This is a genomic window from Herbaspirillum lusitanum (assembly GCF_046025995.1).
In the GTDB taxonomy this organism is placed as follows: Bacteria; Pseudomonadota; Gammaproteobacteria; order Burkholderiales; family Burkholderiaceae_D; genus Herbaspirillum; species Herbaspirillum lusitanum_A.
Genome location: NZ_JAQQFM010000006.1, coordinates 227355 through 252814, shown reverse-complemented (window position 1 = coordinate 252814; position 25460 = coordinate 227355). Strand labels below are relative to the sequence as shown.

22 protein-coding genes are annotated in these 25460 nt (G+C 60.6%); 17 read left to right on the top strand and 5 right to left on the bottom strand.

Going from position 1 to position 25460, the window contains the following annotated elements:
* Positions 1-4: 4 nt before the first annotated feature.
* The 4 genes from PQR62_RS14930 to PQR62_RS14915 all read left to right on the top strand — a co-directional run bounded on the left by PQR62_RS14930 (position 5) and on the right by PQR62_RS14915 (position 4045).
* Positions 5-1042 carry a CDP-6-deoxy-delta-3,4-glucoseen reductase gene (locus PQR62_RS14930; RefSeq protein ID WP_408158761.1) on the top strand — a complete coding sequence of 346 codons (1038 nt, stop codon included), beginning with the start codon at positions 5-7 and terminating at the stop codon, positions 1040-1042.
* Between the two features lie 465 nt (positions 1043-1507).
* Positions 1508-2710, top strand: a complete 1203-nt coding sequence (locus PQR62_RS14925; protein ID WP_408158760.1) for an acetylornithine transaminase — start codon at positions 1508-1510, stop codon at positions 2708-2710.
* Between the two features lie 4 nt (positions 2711-2714).
* Positions 2715-3269, top strand: a complete 555-nt coding sequence (locus PQR62_RS14920) for a C40 family peptidase (protein WP_408158759.1) — start codon at positions 2715-2717, stop codon at positions 3267-3269.
* Between the two features lie 263 nt (positions 3270-3532).
* Positions 3533-4045 (top strand): hypothetical protein, encoded by a 513-nt coding sequence (locus PQR62_RS14915; RefSeq protein WP_408158758.1) that lies wholly within the window; start codon positions 3533-3535, stop codon positions 4043-4045.
* A gap of 413 nt (positions 4046-4458) precedes the next feature.
* Here PQR62_RS14915 and PQR62_RS14910 read toward each other — a convergent pair whose 3' ends face one another.
* Both PQR62_RS14910 and PQR62_RS14905 read right to left on the bottom strand, forming a co-directional pair.
* The gene (locus tag PQR62_RS14910) at positions 4459-5406 is read right to left on the bottom strand and encodes a FadR/GntR family transcriptional regulator (RefSeq protein WP_408158757.1); all 948 of its coding nucleotides are present in this window, start codon (positions 5404-5406) and stop codon (positions 4459-4461) included.
* A 206-nt stretch (positions 5407-5612) separates the two neighbouring features.
* Complete coding sequence (locus PQR62_RS14905) at positions 5613-6677, bottom strand: Ldh family oxidoreductase (protein ID WP_408158756.1); 1065 nt, start codon at positions 6675-6677, stop codon at positions 5613-5615.
* A 730-nt stretch (positions 6678-7407) separates the two neighbouring features.
* Here PQR62_RS14905 and PQR62_RS14900 point away from each other — a divergent pair.
* From PQR62_RS14900 to PQR62_RS14865, 8 genes are all read left to right on the top strand, one after another.
* Positions 7408-7632 carry a hypothetical protein gene (locus PQR62_RS14900; RefSeq protein ID WP_408158755.1) on the top strand — a complete coding sequence of 75 codons (225 nt, stop codon included), beginning with the start codon at positions 7408-7410 and terminating at the stop codon, positions 7630-7632.
* Positions 7633-7739: 107 nt separating this feature from the next.
* Entirely contained in the window at positions 7740-9470 is a 1731-nt protein-coding gene (locus tag PQR62_RS14895; RefSeq protein ID WP_408158754.1) for an IlvD/Edd family dehydratase, read from the top strand.
* Between the two features lie 337 nt (positions 9471-9807).
* Positions 9808-10770: a C-terminal binding protein gene (locus PQR62_RS14890; protein WP_408158753.1), complete on the top strand. Its 963-nt coding sequence runs from the start codon at positions 9808-9810 to the stop codon at positions 10768-10770.
* A gap of 396 nt (positions 10771-11166) precedes the next feature.
* Entirely contained in the window at positions 11167-12249 is a 1083-nt protein-coding gene (locus PQR62_RS14885; protein ID WP_408158751.1) for an ABC transporter ATP-binding protein, read from the top strand.
* A 115-nt stretch (positions 12250-12364) separates the two neighbouring features.
* A complete protein-coding gene (locus tag PQR62_RS14880) occupies positions 12365-13696 on the top strand; it encodes an ABC transporter substrate-binding protein (RefSeq protein WP_408158750.1) in 1332 nt (443 codons plus the stop codon).
* 187 nt (positions 13697-13883) lie between these two features.
* Entirely contained in the window at positions 13884-14783 is a 900-nt protein-coding gene (locus PQR62_RS14875) for a carbohydrate ABC transporter permease (protein WP_408158749.1), read from the top strand.
* Complete coding sequence (locus PQR62_RS14870) at positions 14783-15664, top strand: carbohydrate ABC transporter permease (protein ID WP_408158748.1); 882 nt, start codon at positions 14783-14785, stop codon at positions 15662-15664. The genes PQR62_RS14875 and PQR62_RS14870 overlap by 1 nt, the downstream gene beginning before the upstream one ends.
* 425 nt (positions 15665-16089) lie before the next feature.
* Entirely contained in the window at positions 16090-16848 is a 759-nt protein-coding gene (locus tag PQR62_RS14865) for a class I SAM-dependent methyltransferase (protein WP_408158747.1), read from the top strand.
* Between the two features lie 118 nt (positions 16849-16966).
* On the opposite strand, the gene PQR62_RS14860 is transcribed toward PQR62_RS14865, so the two are convergent.
* Positions 16967-17512 (bottom strand): glutathione peroxidase, encoded by a 546-nt coding sequence (locus PQR62_RS14860; RefSeq protein WP_408158746.1) that lies wholly within the window; start codon positions 17510-17512, stop codon positions 16967-16969.
* A 182-nt stretch (positions 17513-17694) separates the two neighbouring features.
* On the opposite strand from PQR62_RS14860, the gene PQR62_RS14855 reads away from it, so the two are divergent.
* From PQR62_RS14855 to PQR62_RS14835, 5 genes are all read left to right on the top strand, one after another.
* Positions 17695-18489: an energy-coupling factor ABC transporter ATP-binding protein gene (locus PQR62_RS14855; protein WP_408158745.1), complete on the top strand. Its 795-nt coding sequence runs from the start codon at positions 17695-17697 to the stop codon at positions 18487-18489.
* Positions 18482-19075 (top strand): energy-coupling factor transporter transmembrane component T family protein, encoded by a 594-nt coding sequence (locus tag PQR62_RS14850; RefSeq protein WP_408158744.1) that lies wholly within the window; start codon positions 18482-18484, stop codon positions 19073-19075. Before PQR62_RS14855 ends, PQR62_RS14850 begins: the two co-directional genes overlap by 8 nt.
* A gap of 65 nt (positions 19076-19140) precedes the next feature.
* Positions 19141-19734 (top strand): biotin transporter BioY, encoded by a 594-nt coding sequence (locus PQR62_RS14845; protein WP_408158743.1) that lies wholly within the window; start codon positions 19141-19143, stop codon positions 19732-19734.
* Positions 19734-21167 (top strand): AMP-binding protein, encoded by a 1434-nt coding sequence (locus PQR62_RS14840; protein ID WP_408158742.1) that lies wholly within the window; start codon positions 19734-19736, stop codon positions 21165-21167. Before PQR62_RS14845 ends, PQR62_RS14840 begins: the two co-directional genes overlap by 1 nt.
* Positions 21164-22330, top strand: coding sequence for an acetyl-CoA C-acyltransferase (locus PQR62_RS14835; RefSeq protein WP_408158741.1), 1167 nt, complete (start codon positions 21164-21166; stop codon positions 22328-22330). The genes PQR62_RS14840 and PQR62_RS14835 overlap by 4 nt, the downstream gene beginning before the upstream one ends.
* 24 nt (positions 22331-22354) lie before the next feature.
* On the opposite strand, the gene PQR62_RS14830 is transcribed toward PQR62_RS14835, so the two are convergent.
* Entirely contained in the window at positions 22355-23035 is a 681-nt protein-coding gene (locus PQR62_RS14830) for a nitroreductase (protein WP_408158740.1), read from the bottom strand.
* Between the two features lie 139 nt (positions 23036-23174).
* The gene (locus tag PQR62_RS14825; protein ID WP_408158739.1) at positions 23175-25127 is read right to left on the bottom strand and encodes a glycosyltransferase family protein; all 1953 of its coding nucleotides are present in this window, start codon (positions 25125-25127) and stop codon (positions 23175-23177) included.
* Positions 25128-25460 lie beyond the last annotated feature (333 nt).

Genomic DNA, 25460 nt, shown 5'->3' with positions numbered 1-25460 from the left:
TTGTATGAGTTTCCAAGTCACAGTACAGCCCAGCGGTCGCCAGTTTACCTGCGATGAAAGCGAAACCATCCTCACCGCCGCCATCCGCGCCGGTGTCGGCCTGCCTTACGGCTGCAAAAACGGCGCCTGCAGCTCCTGCAAGGGCAAGCTGGTGTCCGGCAGCGTGGTGCACGGCCCGCATCAGGAACGCGCCCTGCCGGCCAAGGAAGAAGAACTGGGCTTTTCGCTGTTCTGCTGCGCCCGCCCGCAATCCGATGTGGTGATCGAAGCCCGTGAAGTGGCCGGCGTCGGCGAGTTTCCGGTACGCAAGATGCCGGTGCGGGTGGCCGGGCTGGAAAAGAAGGCGGATGACGTCATCGTGCTGTCGCTGCAACTGCCGGCCAATGATCGCCTGCAATACAAGGCCGGCCAGTATGTGGAATTCATGCTGCGCGACGGCAAGCGCCGCAGCTACAGCATGGCCATCGCGCCGCACAAGGATGAGCCGATGAGCCTGCACATCCGTCACATGCCGGGCGGTCTGTTCACCGATCAGGTGTTCACCACCATGAAGGAGCGCGACATCCTGCGCATCGAAGGCCCGCTGGGCACTTTTTTCCTGCGTGAAGATTCCGACAAGCCTGTCGTGCTGCTGGCGTCGGGCACCGGCTTCGCGCCGATCAAGGCCATCGTCGAGCAACTGGAACATGCAAAATCGACACGCCCGATCACCCTGTACTGGGGCGGCCGCCGTCCTCAGGATCTGTATATGAACGATCTGTGCGAAGAATGGAGCCGCACCCTGCACAACTTCAAGTATGTGCCGGTGGTGTCCAACGCCCAGCCGGAAGACAACTGGAGCGGCCGCAGCGGCTTCGTGCACCAGGCCGTGATGGCCGACTTCCCCGATCTGTCCGGCCATCAGGTCTATGCCTGCGGCGCGCCCATCGTGGTGGAATCGGCACAGCGCGACTTCGTGGCCCAATGCAAGCTGCCGGAAGAAGAGTTCTACGCCGACTCCTTCACCTCGGAAGCGGATCTGTCCAAGGAAAAACTGGCCTGATGCATCTTGAATCATCAATGCGCAGCATGGCTCGGCTGCGCGGATTCACTGCAACAGGCTGGTCATAATAGCCCTCTACAATCGCTGTTTATCAGAGCGCGCAGCGAGGCGGCGCCGACCGCAGATCTTGCGTGAAGTTTGCTCGGCATGCAGCGTGGCGACGACATATCGAAATTTGAGGCAAAATGCAGGGAAATCTTTTTGACGCTTTGCGCAAAACGTCCTAATATTGACCGTATGATCGCTACCACTACATTCTTCCGACGTCGCAGCCAACCTCAACGAGGTTTGCTGGGCGCGTGAATTGTAAGAAATCGCGAAGCCACAGGCGAACCCTGTGGCTTTTTTTTATCTGACGCTAACAACGTTGTTCTTCCCCGGCCCAGGGTTCGTGTCTTCTCCGATCCGGTTCGGTCATGACCTCCGTCTCTTCATTCACCTATTTTTGCAAGCAGGAGTCACTCAATGGAATTCAAGCAGTTCGACGTCAACAAACTGATGTACGTGACCAACCGCCCTGAACTGGTTTTTACCGAAGGCAGCGGCATGTGGCTGACCGACCATAACGGCAAGCGCTATCTGGATTACCTGCAAGGCTGGGCGGTCAACGCGCTGGGCCACTCGCCGCAATGTATTCAGGACGCGCTGGTGGCGCAGGGCAAGAAGCTGCTCAATCCTTCGCCGGCTTTTTACAATGCGCCGTCGATCGAACTGGCCGACCTGCTGACCGACAACTCGGTATTCGACCGCGTGTTCTTCGCCAACAGCGGCGCCGAAGCCAATGAAGGCGCGATCAAGCTGGCCCGCAAATGGGGCAAGAAGAATCCGGCCGCCAACGGCGATGCGCGCTTCGAAATCATTACCTTCAAGCACAGCTTCCACGGCCGCACCATCGCCACCATGTCGGCCAGCGGCAAGGACGGCTGGGACACCATGTTTGCACCGCAGGTGCCGGGCTTCCCGAAGGCGACGCTGAACGATCTGGCCAGCGTCGAAAAGCTGATCAACAAGCACACCGTGGCGATCATGCTGGAGCCGGTGCAAGGCGAAGGCGGCGTGATCCCGGCCACGCGTGAATTCATGCAAGGCCTGCGCAAGCTGACCCAGCAGGCCAACCTGCTGCTGATCGTCGACGAAGTGCAGACCGGCATGGGCCGCACCGGCGAACTGTTCGCCTATCAATTGTCGGACATCGAACCCGACATCATGACGCTGGGCAAGGGCATAGGCGGCGGCGTGCCGCTGGCGGCCTTGCTGGCGCGCGAGTCGATCGCCTGCTTCGAAGCCGGCGAACAAGGCGGCACCTACAACGGCAATCCGCTGATGACAGCGGTGGGCGTGGCGGTGATGAAGGAATTGCTGAAGCCAGGCTTCATGCAAACGGTGCGCGAGCGCGCCGAATACCTGCGCGCCGGTTCGCTCAAGCTGTCCGCGAAACACGGCTTCGAAGGCGAACGCGGCGAAGGCTTGCTGCGCGCGCTGCAACTGGGCAAGGACATCGGCCCGCAGATCGTCGAAGCGGCCCGCAACATGGGACCGGTCGGCCTGCTGCTCAATGCGCCGCGCCCTAACCTGCTGCGCTTCATGCCATCGCTCAACGTCAGCAATGAAGAAATCGATCAGATGTTCTCCATGCTGTCGGACGTGCTGGTCAAGCTGGGTCACTGATCGCATGCAGGTCCGCTCGCTGTCATCGCCACACAGCTTATTGCCGCAGCGTGCTGCGGCAATAACGATCAGCCTCGCGCTGGCCTTGTCGCTGGCGGCCTGCGGCACTTATGGTCCGGAATCGGGCGGCGGCGTTTCACGTCTGCCGCCGGCCCCGACCGTGCGCTCGGAACCGGCCACCGACGCCGGCAACGAAGTCGCGATCTACGCCCTGTCGCTGATCGACACCGGCTACAAGTTCGGCGGCAAGAATCCCGATGCCGGCCTCGATTGCAGCGGCATGGTGGCCTACATCTTCCGCAATGCGGCGCAGTTCAACGTCAGCGGCAGCGCCGCCGACATTGCGCGCAAGGGCCGCGAAATCAGCGCCAGCAATCTGCGCGCCGGCGATCTGGTGTTCTTCAACACCATGAACAAACCGTTCTCGCACGTCGGCATCTACATCGGCGACGGCCGCTTCGTGCATGCGCCATCGACCAACGGCAAGGTGCATATCTCGCGCATGGACAATCCCTATTTCTCACGTCGCTTTGAAATGGCGCGCAGCTATTTCAATTAAGTTGCCACCGCGGCAGCTCCGCAAAAAATAGCCTCACTCCCTGAAATCATCTGATCAATAGTCGACCTGTTTCGATTTTTATCGACAAGGCAGCATTGCGTCCGTACCAGCTGCAACTCGCCACACCCTGCTTTGTCAGACGCCCTCCTCCGCCCCTTGCAACTGAATCAGGGCCAGCGACAATCCAGAGAAATGGCGATATGAAACAGACAAAACAAACAAGCTTCAACATGATTTCAGCCGGCTGCATGCTGGCTTGCGCAATGCTGCTGGCGGCATGCGGCGCCAAGAAAGACGACAGCGCGACGAACACCACCAGCCCGCAAGACAATGCCGGCAGCGTGACGCAATCGGACGCACCGGATGCAATCGCAAGCGACGCATACTTCAAAGGCAATGGCAGCGAACCGGGCTGGACGCTGGAAATACATCAGCAGGACGAGCAGACCTTTCCCGCCGTCTTCAACTACGACTACGGCAACAAACAGATCCGCACTCATCTGAAACAAAGCGCGAGCGGCGTCTTTGAAGCCATTGCCATGGAAGGCGGAGCCGCCGCACCCGCGTTGCGCATCCGGATCACGCAGGAAAAATGCCGGCACGCGGGATCGGGCGAATATTCGGATAGCAGCGTCAGCGTGACATTGAATCAGGATGAATATCGCGGTTGCGGTGAGCTGTTCAACAAGGGGCCGGGATCAGCCATTCATGGTTTTCTGTTCACATCACCTATTCAATCCTCGCCCTGGAACTCCACAAACTCCAGCCCCGGCTGAGCCAGATCGAAATCATCCAGACAACGCAAATTGATGGTGGAGAGTTCCGGCGCGGCGCGCGGGCGGGTGAAGGCATGAATGCCGCAACGGCGGTGAAACAATGGCGTGCGATCTTGCAGCCGAATTGACAAGTGGAGAGATCGTCGGCGCCGCTGACGAGTCAGAAATTTTCCGGCGCGACACGATGATGCCGGATGCCTTTCTTGCTGCAAAATGGAGCAGTTACACACGGTCGCGCGCCGTATCGTGAGCCCGGCGTCGAATCTGACGCTGCCGCGATGGCAGCTGCCGTGACAGAGCGGCATGTGCGACGCCCTTGTGGCTTCAGCAAGTGCATCGCTTATAGCTTCGTTTATAGCCTCGTTTACAGCTTCGTTTATAGCCTCGTTTATAGCTTCGTTTTCGGCTCAAAACTAAACCGGCAATTTCCTCGCTCCCCGCAGATGCGGTTTGAGCGGCGCAGCCGTCGGTGCGTCGGTCCTGGCAGCGGCCGTCGGTGCGCTGTTTTTCTTCAGCCGGCTCTTGAGCGGCGCCGCTTTCACTGTCACTTTCGATGCACCGCCCGCGCCGCTCTTGCCTGCCGCTGTCTTCAGTCGCTTGCCGGAACCGGCTGCGCCCAAGGCATCCTTGCCGCCGGCCGTGTGCGAATCCGGGGCGCCGTATTGCAGCGTCAGATTGGCGCTGTAACGTTTGAAAGACAGATCCATATGCCGGCGCATGCCGGCGCGCGCGGCCTCAGCATCCTTGGCGCGCAAGGCCTTGATGACACGTGAGTGTTCTTCGATCGCTTCCTGCCATACCTGCTGATTGTCGAAGTGGCTGTGCAGGCGATTGAACAGCGGCCCCAGGCGCGCATCGAACAATTGCGTCACCAGTCCGACCAGCACGCTGTTGCCGGTTGCTTCGGCGACACGGATATGAAACAGCCGGTCGGCCTGCAGCGGATTGATGCCGGCCCTGGTGTTTTCTATCATCTGCCGGAACGCCTCTTCAATGGCGTCGATCTGCGCCTTCTTGCCATTCTTGGCGGCGGCGTAGGCGACCTCTCCTTCCAGCATGGCGCGTGCGCGTATCAGTTCCAGCGGCCCTTCTTCGCTGGACAGGTCGATCGCGCCTTCATCGTGCGGCAGCGGCGGGCAGACATAGATGCCGGAACCCATGTGGACTTCGATATAGCCTTCCACCTCAAGAGCGATCAGCGCTTCGCGCAGCGAGGGTCGGCTGACGCCCAGTTGCACCGCCAGATCGCGTTCCGAGGGCAGGCGCGAACCTACCGGGAACTCGCCGTCGACGATCAGCTTGCGCAGCTGGTCGCTGATTTGCCGATACAGCCTTTGCGGCTCGATCGCTTCAATGGGCATGGATGGATTCCGATCATAATTTTGTCGTTATGCTGGCGCCGGATTGTATAACACCACCCGTCCTCCACTTGCGCCCGAACTTGCGCTCGGACTCGCGGACAGGCTTGCTGCACACGGTGTTCGCGATGCTGTCTCAGGGCATCGCGAACACCGTTCAAACCAACTTCACACTGCTGCCGGACTGAAGCGGTCTCAGCTCTCAGTTTTTAGCTCGTCAGCGCCTGCGGGAAAGGCAGGCCGTATTTCTGCCCGGCCTCGCGCAGCATCGGCGCGATGGTCGGATGCAGCGCCACGCCATCCTTGCCCTGTTGTGCGCGACGCGCCATGCCGCGGTCGCCCGGCATGCGCACCTGCTCAACGCCGGGACGCGGCGGGTTGTTGCGGCAAGCATCGGCGATCCAGTCCATCTGACGCAGGAAGGCGTCCTGCCCGCCGAAGGCCGAAGGATCGTACAGCGTCATGAACACGGTGGCGCCCCAGCCCGACGGCGGATCGGCACGACCGAAACCGGACAGGCCGCCGGTCAGCGCTTCGATCAGGACCGCCAGACCGAAGCCCTTGTGGCCGGCCGACAGACCGCCCAGCGGCAGAATGGTGCCGGGAGGATCAGTCGCCAGCACTGCCGGATCGCGGCTGGGATTGCCCTGGCCGTCGATCAGCCATTCTTCGTCGAACTGCTTGCCGGCCTTGTGCAAACGATTGCTCATGCCATTGGTGGTGATCGAAGCCGAGATGTCGACCAGGAAAGGCGTGCCGGAAGTCGGGATACCGGCGGCAATCGGATTCGGCGTGAACACCGCCTGTGTGCCGCCGAACGGCGCAACGCTGCGCACCGCCGGATCGGAGCTGGCCAGAATCATCATGAAGCCCTCTTCGGTCGCACGCAGCAGATAGGCCGCGAGGCAGGCGATGTGATGGCTGTGATGAATCGTCAGCGAGGCGGTGCCGTATTCGCGCGCGCGCGGCATCAGCGCATCGATGCCGTGATGCACCAGCCACGGCCCCGGCAGGCGACGGCCATCCCAGGCCAGCGCCGCACCACGTTCGGACAGCACCTCAGGCTCGCCGGATTTGGTCATGGTGCCGTTTTCCAGCTCCTTGACATACGGCGCCAGCAGCGCCAGGCCATGGGTGTCGTGGCCGAGCAGGTCGCCGTCGACCAGCGTAGTGGCGACCGCGGCTGCCTGCACCTGGGCCAGACCGGCCTTCTGCAACAGGGTCTCGGCGAAACGCGTCAGTTCATCGGCGGAAAAACGTTCTGGTGTAGCCATTTGAAACAACCATCCTTTCTTCTACTTGTAGAACGAAAAACAAATCGGATACGCGACCCTGCTTCAGGGCGAGCACGCAAGCCGCCCTCTGCCGGAATTCGCATCGATGCCTTGAAGGAATGAATGTTGTCTCCTGCAGGTTCAGGCTGAATCGGCAAGCGTTCAGCGTCGACATTCGGATCTGAATATTTTTTGCATGCTCCGTCGCCTGTCTTTATGCGACGATTTTTACGGTAGGATCTGGCTGCTCTTGCTCAGCGACAGACAGCCGCGGGCATGGAATTTCAGGCATCAGGCTCAGCAATGCAGTCCAGCGCAATCGGTCATGTGGTCAGACCAGCGCGGCCAGAATTTCATATCTGCCTGAGGCTGTCAAGAATGAAACCGGGTCGAAAAAATAATTCATCTGTCTCGCGCTGCAGCAATTGCAGCGTGGTTTTGCGGCTTGCAGGCACTATTGCCGGAGCGGCTCGCGCAAGTGCAGCGATGCTGCAGCAGCACGCAAGCCAACGCGCGTTTTTTCGCATGAAAATTATCCTTATTTCGATTTGGTATTACCACTTGACCAAACGCGAAAGTCTGCAATAGACTCGCAGCCAATCAATGCTGTTACGCCAACAAGGTCTGCACAATTGACGGACCGGCAACAAAGCATCGCCCTGTCAATTCTGTTTATGTCCCGACAGAAATATTTAGGGCGCAAAAAGAACTAAATCTCGCGGAGACAAATTTGGATCACGCAGCAGGCGACCTCAACGGCAAGATGCCAGGCAGCTGGATGAGCGGACTCAGCGCCCGCATCCAGCGTGCCGCTCATGCCGCGCGTCTGCCCGTGACCACCCGCGCGCGCCTTTCGCTGCGCCGCGCCTCCACCTTCGGTTCACTACTGGCTTTCATGCTGATCGACTTTTCGCGTTACTTCTTCGATCAGGGCAACAGGCACACCGTTTTGTAATTCGCGCGGCCGGGCAATCAGATGCCGGCGCCGCGCCGCATGACAAGGCACATTTTAAAGAATACCGGCAGGCGGCCGAGGCCATCTGCCATCGAGGGAATCCCAACATGAGTGACGATACAAAGAAAGTAACCCGCCGCAGCCAGGCATGGTTCGGCCGCCAGGATCGCGATGGCTTCATCTACCGTTCGTGGGTCAAGAACCGCGGCATTCCGCACGACCAGTTCGATGGCCGTCCGGTCATCGGCATCTGCAACACCTACTCCGAACTGACGCCCTGCAACTCCCACTTCCGCGCCCTGGCCGAACAGGTCAAGATCGGCGTCTGGGAAGCCGGCGGCTTCCCGCTGGAATTCCCGGTGATGTCGCTGGGCGAGACCCTGCTGCGCCCGACTGCCATGCTGTATCGCAACCTGGCCAGCATGGACGTGGAAGAGTCGATCCGCGCCAATCCGCTGGACGGCGTGGTGCTGCTGATGGGTTGCGACAAGACTACCCCGGCCCTGTTGATGGGCGCGGCTTCGGTCGACGTACCGACCATCGGCGTGTCCGGCGGCCCTATGCTGTCGGGTAAATACCGCGGCAAGGAAATCGGTTCCGGCACCGGCGTGTGGCAGATGTCGGAAGATGTGCGTGCCGGCAAGATGAGCCAGGAAGAATTCTTCGAAGCCGAAAGCTGCATGCACCGTTCGCACGGCCACTGCATGACCATGGGCACCGCCTCCACCATGGCCAGCATGGTTGAAGCGCTGGGCGTGGGCTTGCCGCACAACGCCGCCATTCCCGCAGTGGATGCACGGCGTAACGTGCTGGCGCGCAATGCCGGTCGCCGCATCGTCGACATGGTCAAGGAAGACCTGGTCTTGTCCAAGATCCTGACGCGTCAGGCCTTCGAAAATGCGATTCGCGTCAACGCCGCCATTGGCGGTTCGACCAATGCCGTGATCCACTTGCTGGCGATCGCCGGGCGCATCGGCATCGACCTGAACCTGAAAGACTGGGACGACATCGGCCAGCAACTGCCTTGCCTGCTGGACCTGCAGCCATCGGGCAAATTCCTGATGGAAGATTTCTATTACGCAGGCGGCCTGCCGGCAGTGATCCGCCAGCTGGAAAGCGTGATCGACAAGAGCGCGCTGACGGCCAACGGCAGCACTCTCTGGGACAACTGCAAGGACGCGCCGAACTGGAACGAAGAAGTGATCCACTCCTTCGACAAGCCGTTCAAGGAAGCCGCCGGCATCGCCATCCTCAAGGGCAATCTGGCCCCGGACGGCGCGGTGATCAAGCCTTCGGCCGCGACCCCGGCACTGCTGAAGCATCGTGGCCGCGCCGTGGTGTTCGAGGACAGCAACGATCTGCACAAGCGTATCGACGACGAGGATCTGGACGTCGACGAAACCTGCGTGCTGGTGCTGAAGAACTGCGGCCCCAAGGGTTACCCGGGGATGGCCGAAGCCGGCAACATGCCACTGCCGCCGAAGGTCCTGCGCAAGGGCATTACCGACATGGTGCGTGTTTCCGACGCCCGCATGAGCGGTACTGCTTATGGCACGGTGGTGTTGCACGTGTCGCCGGAAGCTGCCGCCGGCGGTCCGCTGGCGCTGGTGCAGAACGGCGACTTCATCGAGCTCGATGTGGACGCCCGCAAGCTGCATCTGGATATTTCGGATGAAGAAATGGAACGCCGCCGCGCAGCATGGCAAGCGCCGCCGGCGCCGGCCACACGCGGCTGGGTCAAGCTGTATGTGGATCACGTGCAGCAAGCCAATCTCGGCGCCGACCTCGATTTCCTGGTCGGCAAGAGCGGCCCGTACGTACCGAAGGACAATCACTAAGATCCTCTGCCGGTTGCGCCGAGCCGTAACAGGTTCAGCGCAGCCGGTGATTGAATCAGGGATGGGATCGGTTCCAGATCACGGGAACCGGCAAGCAACAAACGATAGCAAGCGGAGCAGCAGCATGAAATGTGGTGCTGCTTCCAGCCACAAAATTCGATTTCAAAAACGGCTGTATCGGAATCCGGAAGCACAGGCAGAAGAAATAAAAAACACCGAAGCGACGCCGTACAGAACCACAAGGTCGGCGGCGAGCGCCCAGGGATAAAGCATCAGAAAGTGAAGTAACAGTAGTTGCAGCAGATGGACCCGAGACAGCCATCATGGAGACAAAGCAATGAAAGTACTGATCACCGATTACGATTTCCCCGATGTCGATCTGGAGCTCGATCTTTATCGCGCTGCCGGCGTCGAAGTCGTGACCGCGCAATGCCGCACCGAAGAAGAAGTCATCGCCGCATCCGAAGGATGCCAGGGCCTGCTGGTGCAATATGCACCGGTCAACGCCAAGGTATTTGCGGCGCGCCCCGAGATTCGCATCGCCAGCCGCTACGGCGCCGGCTTTGACACCATCAATACCGCCGACGCCGCCAGCCATGGCGTATGGGTCGCCAACTCGCCCGATTATGGCGTCGGCGAGGTCGCTACCCATGCGCTGGCGATGGGCCTGGATCTGATCCGCAACATCACCGTCTACGACCGCGCAGTGAAGGCCGGCGAGTGGCACTACACCACCGCCGGCATCATCCCGCGCGCCTCCGACCTGACGCTGGGCATCATTGGTCTGGGCCGCATCGGCAAGCGCATGGCGCATATCAGCCGCAACGTGTTCAAGCGCGTGATTGCATTCGATCCGCACATCATCGACGGCGACTTCCCCGCCTATGTCGAACGCGTATCGAAAGAGGAGCTGTTCAGGCAGGCCGACATGGTCTCGCTGCACACGCCGCTCAACGATGAAACGCGCGGCATGATCGACGCCTCCGTGCTGAATCTGCTGAAGCCGGACAGCTATCTGGTCAACTCGGCGCGCGGCGGTCTGGTCAACATCGACGACCTGCTCAAGGCGCTCGATTCGAACCAGCTGAAAGGCGCTGCGCTGGACGTTCTGCCGGTCGAACCGCCCGCCACAAGTTCCGCTATCGTGCAGCACAAGCGTGTGCTATTGTCGCCGCACGCGGCGTTCTACTCGGACGTCGCAGCGCGCGAATTGCGCCGCAAGGCAGCGCAGAATCTGATCGACTGGGACCGCAGCGGCAAGCCTTCATATGTCGTGATCGAGGGTCGCAGGCAGGCTTGAAACAGGCCCGCATCAGCAGCTGAAAAATTGAAAAAACAGAAATAGAAATACCAAAGACAGGTAACAGAGACGAGTTATACCGGCCGCCCGCAGAAATGCCGGCGCGGCCGGCAGACACACCCAGAACCGACTGGCGCATTCGCAAGCCAGCGAGCCTGCAGGCAAGCCAAAGCCGACAGGCAGCTTCACCAAACTGAAACAAGAGAAACAGGTTGCACGCGCATGCCGTCATGTCTGCACGTCCGCTGCTTTGCATCGGCCCTGCCTGCATGCCGCAATCGCATGACGCCCGCCTCTCGATGCCGCCGGATAAAACCATTCCAACACCGGACATCAGGCAAGCACGAACGCAAGCAGGCACGATAAAAAACGAGGATATAGACGAGGAGCATTTGCATGGCATCAGTTCAGATTCGGGCAGTCAAAAAACAGTTCGGCAGCACGCAGATCATTCGCGGTGTCGACATCGACATCGCCGATGGCGAATTCACCGTCCTGGTGGGGCCGTCCGGCTGCGGCAAGTCGACCCTCCTGCGCATGCTCGCGGGCCTGGAAGAGATCAGCGGCGGTGAGATCCTGATCGGCGGCACGGTGGTCAACAACGTCCAGCCCAAGGACCGCGACATCGCCATGGTGTTCCAGAACTACGCGCTGTATCCGCACATGACGGTAAAGGACAACATGGCCTTCTCGCTGACGCTGGCCAAGAAGGACAAGGCCTTCATCGAAGAGCGCGTCAAAAAAGCGGCCGACATCCTGGGCCTGAACCAGTTACTGGAACGTTTTCCTCGCCAGCTCTCCGGCGGCCAGCGCCAGCGCGTGGCGATGGGCCGCGCCATCGTGCGCGACCCGCAGGTGTTTCTGTTCGATGAACCGCTGTCGAATCTGGATGCCAAGCTGCGCGTGCAGATGCGCACCGAGATCAAGGAACTGCACCAGCGCCTGAAGACCACCTCGGTCTACGTCACCCACGATCAGATCGAAGCGATGACCATGGCCGACCAGATCGTGGTGATGCGCGACGGTCTGGTGGAGCAGCGCGGCCGTCCGCTGGAGCTGTACGATCATCCCGCCAACCTGTTCGTGGCCGGCTTCATCGGCTCGCCTGCGATGAACTTCATCCCCGGCGTTCTGCGCCGCAATGCTGATCGCGCCGAAGTCGAATTCTCCGACGGCACGCGTCTGCCGGCGCCGTATGGCAGTCGCCTGCAAGGCGTCGACGGCCAGCGCGTGACCTACGGCGTGCGACCTGAGCATCTGCGCCTCGGCGGCGCCGGCGAAGGCATCGCCACCAAGGTCATCGTGGTCGAGCCGACCGGCGCCGACACCGAAGTCTATGCACGCTTCTGCGACACCAGCCTGACTTCGATCTTCCGCGAGCGTCACGGCTTCGGCGCCGGCGACACCATTCATCTGGTGCCGGACCACGCAGGCACGCATCTGTTCGATGCCGAAAGCGGCAAGACGCTGGCGGGCTGAACGCAGCAAGCAAGTACGTAAGTAACAACAAGGTAGCAAACGAGGCAACACCCGAGCAGCAAGCCGAAAACGCAACATAGCGGGCCAATCCACTTTCAAAGAAGGAGTAGGAGACATGACTAAGCTGACCAGACGTGATTTCTTGGTAGCGAGCGCATCCGTTGCCGCCGCATCCAGCCTTGGCGGCAACGCCTTTGCGGCACCTGCCGGCGCCGCCGGCGCCGACAGCATCAAATACCCGATCGAATCGGGCGCTACCCTGCGCGTGCTGCGCTGGAAGCGTTTCGTCCAGGGCGACGAAGACCTGTGGAACGCCAACGTGAAGAAATTCACCGAGATGACCGGCGTGGCCGTGCGCACCGACAGCGAAGGCTGGGAAGACGTGCGGCCGAAGGCGGCGGTGGCCGCCAACGTCGGCAGCGGTCCCGACATCGTGCTGGGCTGGTTCGACGACCCGCAGCAATATCCGACCAAGCTGCTCGATCTGACCGATCTGGCCGACTCGCTCGGCAAGCGTTACGGCGGCTGGTACGACGTCTGCCGCAAATACGGCACCAAGGACGGCAAGTGGATCGCCATGCCGCTGGGCGTGATCGGCAATGCGCTGGTGTATCGCGAAAGCCAGATCAAGGCGGCCGGCTTTGAGGCGATTCCAAAAGACACCGCCGGCTTCCTCAAGCTGTGCCAGGCGCTGAAGGCCAAGAACACGCCGGTCGGCTTTGCGCTCGGCAAGGCGGTGGGCGATGCCAACAACTGGGCGCACTGGCTGCTGTGGTCGCACGGCGGCAAGCTGGTCGACAAGAAAGGCGCAGTCGCCATCAATTCGCCGGAAACCAAGGCGGCACTCGAATACGCCAAGCAGTTGTACGCAACCTTCGTACCGGGCACGCTGTCGTGGCAGGATCCGTCCAACAACAAGGCGTATCTGGACGGCCAGATCAGCATGACCGCCAACGGCATTTCGGTGTACTACGCGGCCAAGAATTCGACCGAGGCCAAGATGCAGGAAATCGGCAAGGATACGCAACACGCGCACTTCCCGATCGGCCCTGCCGGCAAACCGACCGAGCTGATGCAGATCACCCAGATGATGGTCTTCAAGCACACCAAGTTCCCGAATGCGGCCAAGGCCTTCGTCCAGTTCATGTTCGAACCGGATCAGTACAACCCATGGATGAAGGCGTCCATCGGTTACGTCAGCCAGCCGCTCAAGGCCTACGAAAAGAATCCGATCTGGACCGAAGATCCCAAGGCTACGGTGTATCGCGATTCGGCCTCGATCATGGTCGATCACGGCCACGAAGGCCCGCTCGGCCAGGCTTCCGCAGCCTGCATGGCCGACTATGTGGTGGTGGACATGGTGGCGGAAGCCGCCAGCGGTTCGAAGACCATTCAACAGGCCATCGACCGCGCATCGGATCGCGCCAAGCGCTTCTACAAGGCTTGATGCGGCACTGATGCAGTGATTCCGGCGCGCACCACGATACGGCGCGCGCCGGCGATGAGCGGTTTGGCTCCCCTCGGGCGATGGGCAAGTTGTCAGGGCTTGCCGGCCACCCCCGACTCATCGGACATCGAGAGAAAACAGCATCCGTCGTGCGGCTTGCCGTGCGGCGACTCAACCGAGGCGAATTATGCTATCCCGTTTCATGAATAACCGTAACGTTCTGGGCATGCTGTTCATGGCTCCGGCCGTGATCCTGCTGGTGGTGTTCCTCACCTACCCGCTGGGACTGGGCGTGTGGCTGGGCTTCACCGACACCAAGATCGGCGGCGAAGGCAGCTTCATCGGCCTGGACAACTACTCCTATCTGTTCGGCGACTCGCTTGCGCAACTGTCGCTGTTCAACACCCTCTTTTACACCATCAGCGCCAGCATCCTGAAGTTTGCGCTGGGCCTGTGGCTGGCCATCCTGCTGAACAAGAACGTGCCGCTGAAGACCTTCTTCCGCGCCATCGTCCTGCTGCCCTGGATCGTACCCACGGCGCTATCGGCGCTGGCCTTCTGGTGGCTGTATGACGCGCAGTTCTCGGTCATCAGCTGGGCGCTGATGAAGATGGGCCTGATCGACCACTACATCGACTTCCTCGGCGACCCGTGGAACGCACGCTGGTCCACCGTCTTTGCCAACGTCTGGCGCGGCATCCCGTTCGTGGCGATCTCGCTGCTGGCGGGCCTGCAGACCATCTCGCCTTCGCTGTATGAGGCGGCGGCCATCGATGGCGCCACGCCGTGGCAGCAGTTCCGCCACGTCACGCTGCCACTGCTGACCCCGATCATCGCAGTGGTGATGACCTTCTCGGTGCTGTTCACCTTCACCGACTTCCAGCTGATCTACGTGCTGACGCGTGGCGGCCCGCTCAATGCCACCCATCTGATGGCCACGCTCTCGTTCCAGCGCGCCATTCCCGGCGGCGCACTCGGCGAAGGCGCAGCGCTGGCAACCTACATGATTCCGTTCCTGCTGGCAGCGATCATGTTCTCGTACTTCGGCCTGCAACGTCGCGGCTGGCAACAAGGAGGTGACAAATAATGTCCAAGAAAAAAGACGACCAGCTGGAAACCCAGGGCATGGATTTCCTGCAGTCCATGCCGCGCCGCTGGGTCACCATCTATCTGCCGCTGATCATCTTCCTGATCGTGCTGCTGTTTCCGTTCTACTGGATGGTGATCACGGCATTCAAACCCGATGGTGAGCTGCTGTCCCAAAGCGGCAACCCGTTCTGGGTGATCGCACCGACGCTGGCCCACTTCAAGAAGCTGCTGTTCGATACCCAGTATCCGGCCTGGCTGCTCAATACCGTGATCGTGTCGGTGGTGTCCACCGTCGTCTCGCTGGCGGCCAGCGTGTTCGCCGCCTACGCCATCGAACGGCTGCGCTTTCAGGGTTCCAAGCAGGTCGGTCTGGGCATCTTCCTGGCGTATCTGATTCCGCCATCGATCCTGTTCATTCCGCTGGCCGCGATCGTGTTCAAGCTGGGTCTGTTCGATACGCGCTGGGCGCTGATCCTGACGTATCCGACCTTCCTGATCCCGTTCTGCACCTGGCTCTTGATGGGTTACTTCCGCTCGATCCCGTATGAGCTGGAAGAGTGCGCGCTGATCGACGGCGCCACCCGCTGGGAGATCCTGGTCAAGATCATCCTGCCGCTGGCGGTGCCGGGCCTGATCTCGGCCGGCATCTTCGCCTTCACGCTGTCGTGGAACGAGTTCATCTACGCGCTGACCTTCATCTCCTCCTCGGAAGTGAAGACGGTGCCGGTGGGCATCGTCACCGAGCTGGTGGACGGCGACGTCTACCACTGGGGCGCGCTGATGGCAGGCGCGCTGCTGGGCTCGCTGCCGGTGGCGGTGGTGTATTCCTTCTTCGTGGAATATTACGTCTCGGGCATGACCGGCGCGGTGAAAGAGTAGTCTGCCGCTCCTTGCGCAAGAAACGGACCGGCGTCGAAAAGACGCCGGTTTTTTTTCGCCGACGCGGAAATGACACGGCCTAAAATGTATGCATCCTCGTTGATCCGGATAGGCGAGCCTAGTGGTCGCTTGTCGCACGCTGTCTTCAGTGTTATCTGATTTCCCGGAAATCAGATCCTCTTTTTATTTACAGACAGGTGAGAGATGCGAGAGAGAGATGCGAGAAAGATGCGGAACCCAGGCCGGCTTGTCCGACTGTCGCTATTTGACCATGCCGACCAAGAAATTTTTCAACATATAAGCCGCACCAACAAGTAATATCCCTCTGCTGAAAGACGGCAATGCTGCAGTTAATTAGTCAAAAAGGCTTTCGCAAACATACTTGATTCCGAACCGATTCTGTACATAAAGGTAAAGGTGAAGCAATGAATTTTACGGCTCATAATATTCGGCTGGACAATGGTTCATATACAAAACCAGATGCGAAACTTATAAGCGATGAACCGTGGGCTATCTCTACACGTAAAATCTTGAATCTAGTCTTTCCTTTGCACAAAAAAAACTATCGCGTCGTTGATTTAGGCTGCCTGGAGGGCGGATATTCAGTTGAAATTGCCAGAATGGGATTTGATACTTTAGGACTTGAGGTCCGGGAAGAAAGTATTGCTTGCTGTAATTATGTAAAAGAAAATCTTGATTTAGAGAATTTGAATTTTGTTAGAGATACCGCCTGGAATCTCGACAAATACGGCCCTTATGACGCCGCTTTTTGCTGTGGTCTTTATTACCATTTTGATAAACCAAAGGCGTTTTTGGAAAAACTGGCCCGGCACACAAAGAAGCTGTTGATTTTACAAACGCACTTTGCCACTGCGCTGGACAGTGGAGTGAAGCAATTTAATCTTTCGCCCATGGATGTGCATGAAGGTTTAAATGGCAGGTGGTACTACGAATTTGATGAAAACTTACCTTTCGAAGAAAGGGAAAAATTGAGATGGGCGTCCTACGAAAACGATAAATCGTTTTGGGTACAAAAAGAACATCTCTTGGGTCTGATCTACGATCTGGGGTTCAGCACGGTATTTGAACAATATGATCACTGGGCGCCTGACATGGGCGAAAATTTAAACAAGTTTTATCCAGATAGCTTGCGTGGGACGTTCATTGGAATCAGAGATGCGTAACAGCTGAGCGCGTGCTGATTTGATCGCATGCCCTTTGATTGAATTCGATGATCTGCAAAAAGCCCCGCATCATTGCTGACGCGGGGCTTTTTGCTATGCGGGTGAAACCGTGGTGAAGTCAGCTCTTGGCCAGCTCCGTATCCACTGCTTCAAGCAGACGCGCATCGTCCGCCGCCACGTCCGGTGCAAAGCGTCCCACCACTTCGCCCTGCTTGCTCACCAGAAACTTCTCGAAATTCCACAGCACTTCCTGCGGGTCGCCCGACTCGATGCCATAGCCCTTGAGCCGTTCGCGGAACGGGCCGTCGCCGGTGGCAGCCGGCTGCGCCTTGGTCAGCGCTTGATATAGCGGGTGCTTGTCGGCGCCGGCGACCGAAATCTTGGAAAACATGGGGAAATGCACGTCATAGGTCAGCGCGCAGAACTGGCTGATCTCGGCATCGCTGCCCGGCTCCTGGCCCTTGAAGTTGTTGGCCGGGAAACCCAGCACTTCCAGACCCTTGGCCTGTTGCTCCTGATACAGTTTTTCCAGGCCTTCGTATTGCGGCGTCAGGCCGCATTTGGAGGCGACGTTGACTACCAGCAGCACCTTGCCGCGATAGTCGGCCAGATTGGTGTCGCTGCCGTCGATGCGCTTGAGGGGGATATCGTAGAGTGTGCTCATGAAATGTCCTTTCAGATCAGGGGGGCGACCTTGCATTCTACGTCAGCCGCATTTTTCTCTCCGGCAAGCGGCTCCGCCGCGCTCCTTCCGCCTTGCGCCGGCATCAAGCCCGGCGGACCGGGGGGCGCCCCGGCGACCTGTCATATAATGGCGGCCCCACGGCGGACACAGGCCGAGCAGCTATGAACCCAAACAATTTGACCCCGCCTGGCGCCGACGCGAATGCACGCGGCATCCGGCTCCAAGCGGTCACGCTCCAACGCGGCGACCACACCGTATTCGAGCGCCTTGACTTGCATCTGACCGAGGCACGCATCGGCCTGGTCGGCGACAACGGCGCCGGCAAGAGCAGCCTGTTCCGTCTCATCAGCGGACTGGATCAGCCGCATGCCGGGCGCGTCAGCGTGCATGGCGTCGATACAGTCGACAAACGGCGCGAACTGCCGCAACAGGTCGGCCTGATGTTTCAGAATCCGGACGACCAGATCATTTTCCCTACCGTGGCCGAAGAGTTGGCCTTCAGCCTCAGCGCGGCCGGTGCCGGCCGGCAAGCGGCGCGTCAGGGTGCGCTCGACTTTCTCGCGGCGCGCGGTTTGTCGGACTGGGCCAGGCGTGCGGTCGGCGAACTGAGTCAGGGCCAGCGCCAGCAAGTCTGCCTGATGGCCTTGCAGATTACCCGCCCGGCAACCCTGCTGCTGGATGAACCCTATGCCAGTCTCGATCTGCTGAGCCAGATGCGCTTGTCGGCGCAGATCGGCGCCACGACGCAACAGATCATCCTCTCCACGCATTTGCTGGAGCACGTACAGGATTTCGAACGCGTGCTGTGGCTGGAGCGCGGACAACTGCGCGCCGATGGACCCGGCCGTGAAATCTGCGCCGCCTACGCGGCCGATGTACGCATGCGCGCTCTGGCCGAAGCCCTACCGGAGATGGCTACCGCAGTACAAGATTCACGGCAGGCGGTACATGCGTAGCCTGTATTCATCGCAGCGCACCTGGCTGCATGCGGTGCCGGCCTGGTGCAAGCTGCTGGCGCTGTCGGTGGCGGGCACGGCGCTGATGCTGCTGAGCGAGGTGCTGTCGATGAGCATCCCCGCCGCCATCGTGCTCACGCTGTTCCTCTCGCTCGGCACGGCGGCACGGCGCCAGTGGCGCATGCTGCGCGGGCTGCTGATCGCGGCAGCGCTGATCGCCGCTTTTCACTGGTGGATGGGTCATCCCGCGATCGGTGTGGTCAGCGCGCTGCGCATCATGGCGGCCTCGATGATGGCACTGATGCTGACGCTCACCACCCGCTTCGACGATCTGCTGGAAGTGCTGGAACGCGTATTGCATCCGCTGCGCCATGTCGGCATACCGAGCGGCCGCATCGCGCTGGCCATCGGACTGACGCTGCGCTTCGCCGAGAATTTTTATGCGCAGTGGCAGCGCCTGGACGATGCCCACCGCGCACGCACCGGCCGCAGCGGCGGCCTGCGTCTGCTGGCGCCGCTGGCGATCCGCGCCCTGCAAAGCGCCGAACGCGTAGCCGATGCACTGGCGGCGAGACTGGGCGGCTAGCCTGTTAAATTATCGGCAGGCCTCAAACCAAGAATTCTTTTTCAATGACCTGTGAGTAAATCTCCATGACCAACACCGGCTCCATGAGCTCCACCCGTTCGCTCTCGTATATCGCCCTGTTCGCTGCCGTGATGGCGGTGTTCGGCCTGATCCCCAAGATCGATCTGCCGTTCGGCGTACCGATCACCTTGCAATCGCTGGGCGTGATGCTGGTCGGCTGCCTGCTGGGGCCGCGCCGCGCCTTTCTGTCGGTGCTGCTGTTTCTGGTGGCGGTGGCGCTCGGTCTGCCGCTGTTGTCGGGCGGCCGTGGCGGCCTGAGCGTATTCATGGCGCCATCCTCGGGCTTTTTGCTGGGCTGGCTGCTGGGCGCGCCGTCCTGCGGCTGGGTCATGCGCCGCATGGTCAAGGCCGGCGTCGGCGCCGACGGCGGCAAGCTGCTGCTGGTCAGCGCCTTCCTGTCGTCGCTGATCGGCGGCATCGTGGTGATGTATCTGTTCGGCATTCTCGGCCTGATGCTGGCGGCACACCTGAGCTTCGCGCAAGCAGGAATCGCCGTGCTGGCCTTCATCCCGGGCGATCTGTTCAAATGCGCGATCTGTGCGGTGCTGGTGCAAAGCGTGGTGCGCGGCATGCCGGCCTGGCGTCTGGATCGTGACTGATGTCTGCCGGCCGGCCGCCTGAATTCAGCACGGTTCATGCACCACTGAAATGGTGGGCGCAGATCCGTCCGCAGCGGCTGGCGCTGCATGACGGCGCCGGCCGGCTGGATTTTGCGAGCCTGTCGCAACAGGTAGAAGCGCAGGCGGCCGCCTTGCAGCAGTCCGGCGCACCCGCCATCTGCTGGACCCAGGACAGCGCCTCGCCGCTGCTTCAACTCCGGAGTTTTCTGTCCATCCTGGCGGCCGACCGCACCGCCGCCGTCAGCGATCCAGACTGGCCGCCGGCGGTGCATGACCAGGTGCTGGCGCGCGTTGCAGACAGCGCGTCAAGCGCGGATCAAATGCATGGTCCTGCGCCATCCAAGGCCGACTCCCCTTTCTATATCGGCTTCACTTCCGGCAGCAGCGGCCTGCCCAAGGGCTTTCGCCGCAGTCATGCCTCATGGACCAGCAGTTTCGACGTCTGCCTGCAGAGCTTCGGCGACGCCGCACGCGAAACGATACTCGTGCCGGGGCGCCTTTCTCATTCGCTGTTCCTGTTCGGCGCCATGCTGGGTCTGTGGACCGGCGCCGGCGTGCGTCTGCAAGCGCGCTTTTCGGCCGCTGCGGCCTTGGAAACGCTGGCGCGCGGCGAAGCCGGCGCCATGGTGGCGGTGCCCAGTCAGTTGATCCTGATGCTGGATCTGGTACAGCGGCGCGCCATGCCGGCCATCGCCAACGTGCGTCTGTTGCTGATCGGCGGTGCGCCCTGGAATCGCGCGCGTACGCCCGAGCTGCAGGCGCTGTTTCCGCAGGCGCGCATCATCGAGTTTTACGGCGCCTCCGAAACCAGCTTCATCGCCTGGACCGACAGCGACAGCACCCTGCCCGACCACGTGGTCGGGCGACCGTTTGCCAATGTCGAATTGCGCATCGATGCCAGCGCGCCCGACCAGCCGGGCCTGATCTATGTACGCAGTCCCATGGTGTTCAGCGACTACGTCACCGTGGCACCCGACGACGAACCGGCCGCGCTGCTGCGCGACGGCGACTGGCTGTCGGTGCGCGACGTCGGCCGGCTTGATGAACATGGTCGTCTGCATCTGTTCGGCCGCCAGCAACGCATGCTGCTGACGCAGGGCAAGAATCTGTTTCCGGAAGAAGTTGAAAATATAATCGCCGCGCACCCGGCGGTCGAAGCCGCATCGGTGCAAGGCATACCCGACGCCGTGCGCGGCGTGCAGATCGCCGTGCTGCTGCGTCTGTCTGCCGACACCAGTGTGGAGCAACTGCAGACCTGGTGCCGCGCGCGGCTGGAGCCTTACAAGATTCCGCGCAGCTTTTACGTCTGCAGCGACTGGCTGCGCACCGCCAGCGGCAAAAGCGACCACACCCGGCTCGGGCGGCTGCTCCGCGATGCCCCCGAGTCATTGCAGCTGCTGAACTCGCGATGAACGACGTCCTCATTCTGGGCTGGGCGCGTAGCGCCGTGACGCCGGTCGGCGGCGCCTTGTCGCAATTGCAGGCGCATGAAATCGGCGCACCGGTGTTGCAGGGACTGCTGCAGCGTTTTGCCATTCCCGCCCATGCCATCGATACCGTGATCGCCGGCAATGCGCTCGGCGCCGGCGGCAATCCGGCGCGCATGGTGGCGCTGGCAGCCGGCCTGCCGGACCGCGTCGCCGCACTTTCTATCGACAGCCAATGCTGTGCCGGGCTGGATGCCGTCACGCTGGCCGCCGGCATGCTGGCCGCCGGCAATGCGGGGCTGGTGATTGCGGGCGGCGTCGAAGCCTGGAGCCGCGCGCCTATCCGTCAGCACCGGCCGCTGCTGAAAGACGAGGCAGCCATGGCCTACGAACGTCCGGCCTTCGCCCCCGATCCGGCGCGCGACCCCGACTTGCTATTGGCGGCGGCGCGGCATGCCTGGCAGGCAGGAATCAGCCGCACGCAACAAGATGCCTGGGCGCTGGCAAGTCATGCCCGCGCGCTCGCCGCGCGCGAGCGCATGCGCGATGAAATCGTCGCCATCGGCGATGCACACCACGACAGTTATCCGCGTCATCTGGACGCTGCAAAACTGGCGCGCATGCCGCTGGCGGCAATGACGGACGACACCGGCATCACCCAGGAAGACAGGCTGAAGCATGCAGTCAGCCGTATCGCGGTGTCGCCGCGCGCCGACGGCGCCGCCTTCGTCGTGATGGCGACGCGCGCGGCGGCCGAGCGCCTGCAACTGCATGCGCAATTTATATGGCGCGGCGGCCTCAGCCTCGGCGCGGCGCCGGAAATGCCGATGCTGGCGGCAGCCGAAGCAGCGCAAGCGCTGCTTGCGCGCGCGGCGCTGCAGGCAAAAGATATGTGGGGATTTGAATTGCACGACGCCTTCGCAGCACAGGCCATCGCCTTCTGCCAGACCTTGACTGCATCGCCGGCGCACATCAATCGTGGCGGCGGCGGACTGGGACGCGGCCATCCCATCGGCGCGTCCGGCGCGATTGCGCTGGTGCGCCTGCTGGCCGATATGCACGCGCAGGCAGCTCATGGAACGTCAGGACTTGCCGCCATCGCCGGTGCCGGCGGCATCGGCGCGGCGGCCATCGTCCAGCGCCTCTGACACTTCGGCTGCGGGCTTTCCGGCTCAGCGCAAGATGCTGAAGAATTCCTCGGGCTGCAGACGTTCGGTTTCCACCTCATTCTCCGGCGCCGCCGGATCGGCATAGCCCAGCGCCATGCCGCACACGATATGCCGGCCCGGCTCCAGCTGCAGGGTGGCGCGGATCAACTCCGGATACGAGGCCAGCGCACCGATGGCGCAGGTCGCCAGACCTTGCGCCGCCGCCGCCAGCATCAAGCCGTACAGACACATGCCCAGATCCATGTAGCAGCCGCTGCCCATGCGGCCGTCTATGGTCACCAGCAAGGCCACGGGCGCATCGAAGAAACGGAAATTGCGTTCGAACTGGCGATCACGCCCGGCCCGGTCGTCGCGCCCGGTCTGCAGCGCGTCGTATAAGCGCGCCGCCGCGCTCACCTGACGGCGGCGCAAGCTAAGCGGCATAGGCTGCGGAAAATAGCTGTAGTCTTCCGGCTCTTGTTGACCGGCACGAAAGGCCCCGGTCAGCGCAGAAGAAAAACGTTCACGCGCCCCGCCCTGCAAGGCAATGAATTCGCCCGGCTGCAAATTGGCGCCGCTCGGCGAGCGCCGCGCCTGCGCCAGCAAAGCGGCCAGCGTCTCATCGGACACCGGCGTGTCGAGAAAGCGGCGTGTGGAACGACGCCGATTCAAGAGATCGGAAAATGAAACTTCAGGTTCGGACATGGATTGATGCTGCTACCGATAAATTGCACAGCTGAACAGGATACGTGATGACGCATCCTGCCGAAAATATTGAAATCCCGGGCACCGGTTTGCACTTGATGCTTAACCGCAATGAATTATTCAAGAACAAGCAAAGAAATCAGAAGAAATCGCCTGGCAATTCGGCAAGGTATTCCGTATCGCAACGACGCAGCACCTCGTGGCGAAGATTTGTGAAGCGTTTCAGATAGGCTTCGTCGCGCGAATGCTGATAAGCAACTTTGAGTGCGTCGAGCATGACCATCTCGTCGCGGCAGGGATAAAACATCGGATTGCCGATGCTCATCGCATTGATCGGCAGATTGACCACATGCAGTTCCTGCATCAAGGCCAACACCAGCGAGCCGATGCGCTCCATGATGAACACCTTCATCTGCACCGTGCTCTTGCCGTAGTCGGTAATCTCGGTGAGTTTTCTGGCGAGCTCATTGCCGCCGGCTTCCGCGATATCGAACATGCGTTCAGTGATGGCAAACCACTTTTCCCAAAACACCGGCTTGGCGATGATGTAATTGCAGTAGACGGTACTGCGGAAATCGTTGATCAGCGTGCGGATATCGACATCCAGCCCGACCTCGCGCATTAGCGCGACCGTGATCGGCAGCATCTCCGGATGGCGGCGATTACCTTGTTCGAATACGTTCAGATAGCAGGCCGCGTCCGACATGGTGGGTGAAAAGGTGTACACATCCGCGCCAGGATTGGCGTCCATATGGCCCTTGACCCGCTGCGCCTGCAAGCCGGTCTTGCCATGGAAGATGGGTGAGAGAAAACCGTAATACTCATCCGCGTTGAGTTCCTGGCTCAGGAAGTAGCTGCGGATAGCCCAGTATTCGCGCCAGTCCGCGCGCGGGTTACCGACGATCTCCAGCGGGATGAAGCCGGGGTCGAGCATGCGACGACTGTTTTCGTCGTAATGAATCTGCAGAATATTCTTTTTCATGGCGATGGCGGCAGCCGGAGTTGAAGAAGCGGCGGCAGTTGAAGAAGCGGAAGGAACAGGAGTCGAAGCAAGGTTTTTCGGTTTTCCGGTAAAGCTGCTGTAGACGCTGTCATACAGTGCCGCCTTGGCGCGCAGGTCGTAGTCGCGTCGGACTTCATCTTGCCCCGCCTGCGCAATGGCATGGCATTTTGCCGGCGATTCGATCAACTGCGTGATCGTGTCGAGCCAGATCTGATCGTCATTCGGCAGCAGGAAGCCGCTACGGTCGTGCGTCACGACCTGGTTATAGACCGTGACATCACTGAAGACAGAAGCAATGCCCGCGGCGGAATAATCCAGCCACTTGATGTAGCTCTTGCATTGATTGTATTCGTCGCTGGCCAGCGGAATCAGGGCGATGTCCCAGCCCCATTGCTTGAGCTGCCCGGCGTAATCGACGTATTCGTGAATGAAACTCTGAAACACGGCATTCGGATGGTGTTCCCAGCCCTTCGGGCATTCCCAGCCAACGAAATGGATCTTCAGACGCGCTCCGTAGCGTTGGCATAGGGTCTGCAAGGCCCGGTTGACCAGCGCAAAATTGGAGGGCTGAATGGATGAGCCCAGCAAGCCGATGGTGATCGTTTCGTCCGGCCGGGAAGTCAACGGCACCGGGCGGAAAAACAGATCGAAGTCCAGATAGTTCGGCAGTACGTGGACACGCGGATTCAGCGGCCGGTATTTCTCGGCCAGGAATGCGGTCGATACAACAATCGCGTGCGCGCGACGCACGGTATATTCGATACCCTCCTTCCAGCGCGCACCCGCGGCGGCTTCCGGATGATCGTGCGGAATTTCGTTGAGCAGATCATCCGATTCATAGATGACCGGTTTGCCAAGACTGAAGATGGCTTCGAGCGTGGCCATCGGCAGCAGGCCCGGCGTGAAGCGATGCAGCAATATCAGATCTGCGCCGTCAATGGCGTCAGTCATGAGCTTGCCGTCGCGAATGCCCCAGATCAGCTCCCAATCATTTTCCAGATGCGCAAACGGGCGTATCAGACGAATCTGCGGACATGGGCTCCAGGTCGATTCGACGGTATAGATCAGGATACGTTTCTTGCTAGTCAAAGCTGCTTTTCCTCATGATGGTTGCGGCCTGTCTGAATCAGCGGCGGGTGAATCAACTTCGACGGATTGCCAATGCATTCCGGCAAGAACGGGCGTGACCAAAACCCGGCTTTCGCATCGTGACACGGCCGGGAATCATTTTGCTGAAAACGCTGAAAATCCTTTGTGAGCGGGCGTTTTGGGACGCTTTATCCACCCAATATATCGTACAATTTTCCGTCAATGGAGCAAGGCCGCCTCATCCGGATCGCCAGGATGCACTGAGGTGGCCGCCACATCGATTGAAAACAACATTATGCGGGCGCTCTTGACGGCACAATCCGTCGAAATGGC

Bases quoted from the DNA above. Each gene is read 5' to 3' on its own strand.
- PQR62_RS14930 (WP_408158761.1), top strand. From the start codon at position 5: ATGAGTTTCCAAGTCACAGTACAGCCCAGCGGTCGCCAGTTTACCTGC.
- PQR62_RS14925 (WP_408158760.1), top strand. From the start codon at position 1,508: ATGGAATTCAAGCAGTTCGACGTCAACAAACTGATGTACGTGACCAAC.
- PQR62_RS14920 (WP_408158759.1), top strand. From the start codon at position 2,715: ATGCAGGTCCGCTCGCTGTCATCGCCACACAGCTTATTGCCGCAGCGT.
- PQR62_RS14915 (WP_408158758.1), top strand. From the start codon at position 3,533: ATGCTGCTGGCGGCATGCGGCGCCAAGAAAGACGACAGCGCGACGAAC.
- PQR62_RS14910 (WP_408158757.1), bottom strand. From the start codon at position 5,406: ATGCCCATTGAAGCGATCGAGCCGCAAAGGCTGTATCGGCAAATCAGC.
- PQR62_RS14905 (WP_408158756.1), bottom strand. From the start codon at position 6,677: ATGGCTACACCAGAACGTTTTTCCGCCGATGAACTGACGCGTTTCGCC.
- PQR62_RS14895 (WP_408158754.1), top strand. From the start codon at position 7,740: ATGAGTGACGATACAAAGAAAGTAACCCGCCGCAGCCAGGCATGGTTC.
- PQR62_RS14890 (WP_408158753.1), top strand. From the start codon at position 9,808: ATGAAAGTACTGATCACCGATTACGATTTCCCCGATGTCGATCTGGAG.
- PQR62_RS14885 (WP_408158751.1), top strand. From the start codon at position 11,167: ATGGCATCAGTTCAGATTCGGGCAGTCAAAAAACAGTTCGGCAGCACG.
- PQR62_RS14880 (WP_408158750.1), top strand. From the start codon at position 12,365: ATGACTAAGCTGACCAGACGTGATTTCTTGGTAGCGAGCGCATCCGTT.
- PQR62_RS14875 (WP_408158749.1), top strand. From the start codon at position 13,884: ATGCTATCCCGTTTCATGAATAACCGTAACGTTCTGGGCATGCTGTTC.
- PQR62_RS14870 (WP_408158748.1), top strand. From the start codon at position 14,783: ATGTCCAAGAAAAAAGACGACCAGCTGGAAACCCAGGGCATGGATTTC.
- PQR62_RS14865 (WP_408158747.1), top strand. From the start codon at position 16,090: ATGAATTTTACGGCTCATAATATTCGGCTGGACAATGGTTCATATACA.
- PQR62_RS14860 (WP_408158746.1), bottom strand. From the start codon at position 17,512: ATGAGCACACTCTACGATATCCCCCTCAAGCGCATCGACGGCAGCGAC.
- PQR62_RS14855 (WP_408158745.1), top strand. From the start codon at position 17,695: ATGAACCCAAACAATTTGACCCCGCCTGGCGCCGACGCGAATGCACGC.
- PQR62_RS14850 (WP_408158744.1), top strand. From the start codon at position 18,482: ATGCGTAGCCTGTATTCATCGCAGCGCACCTGGCTGCATGCGGTGCCG.
- PQR62_RS14845 (WP_408158743.1), top strand. From the start codon at position 19,141: ATGACCAACACCGGCTCCATGAGCTCCACCCGTTCGCTCTCGTATATC.
- PQR62_RS14840 (WP_408158742.1), top strand. From the start codon at position 19,734: ATGTCTGCCGGCCGGCCGCCTGAATTCAGCACGGTTCATGCACCACTG.
- PQR62_RS14835 (WP_408158741.1), top strand. From the start codon at position 21,164: ATGAACGACGTCCTCATTCTGGGCTGGGCGCGTAGCGCCGTGACGCCG.
- PQR62_RS14830 (WP_408158740.1), bottom strand. From the start codon at position 23,035: ATGTCCGAACCTGAAGTTTCATTTTCCGATCTCTTGAATCGGCGTCGT.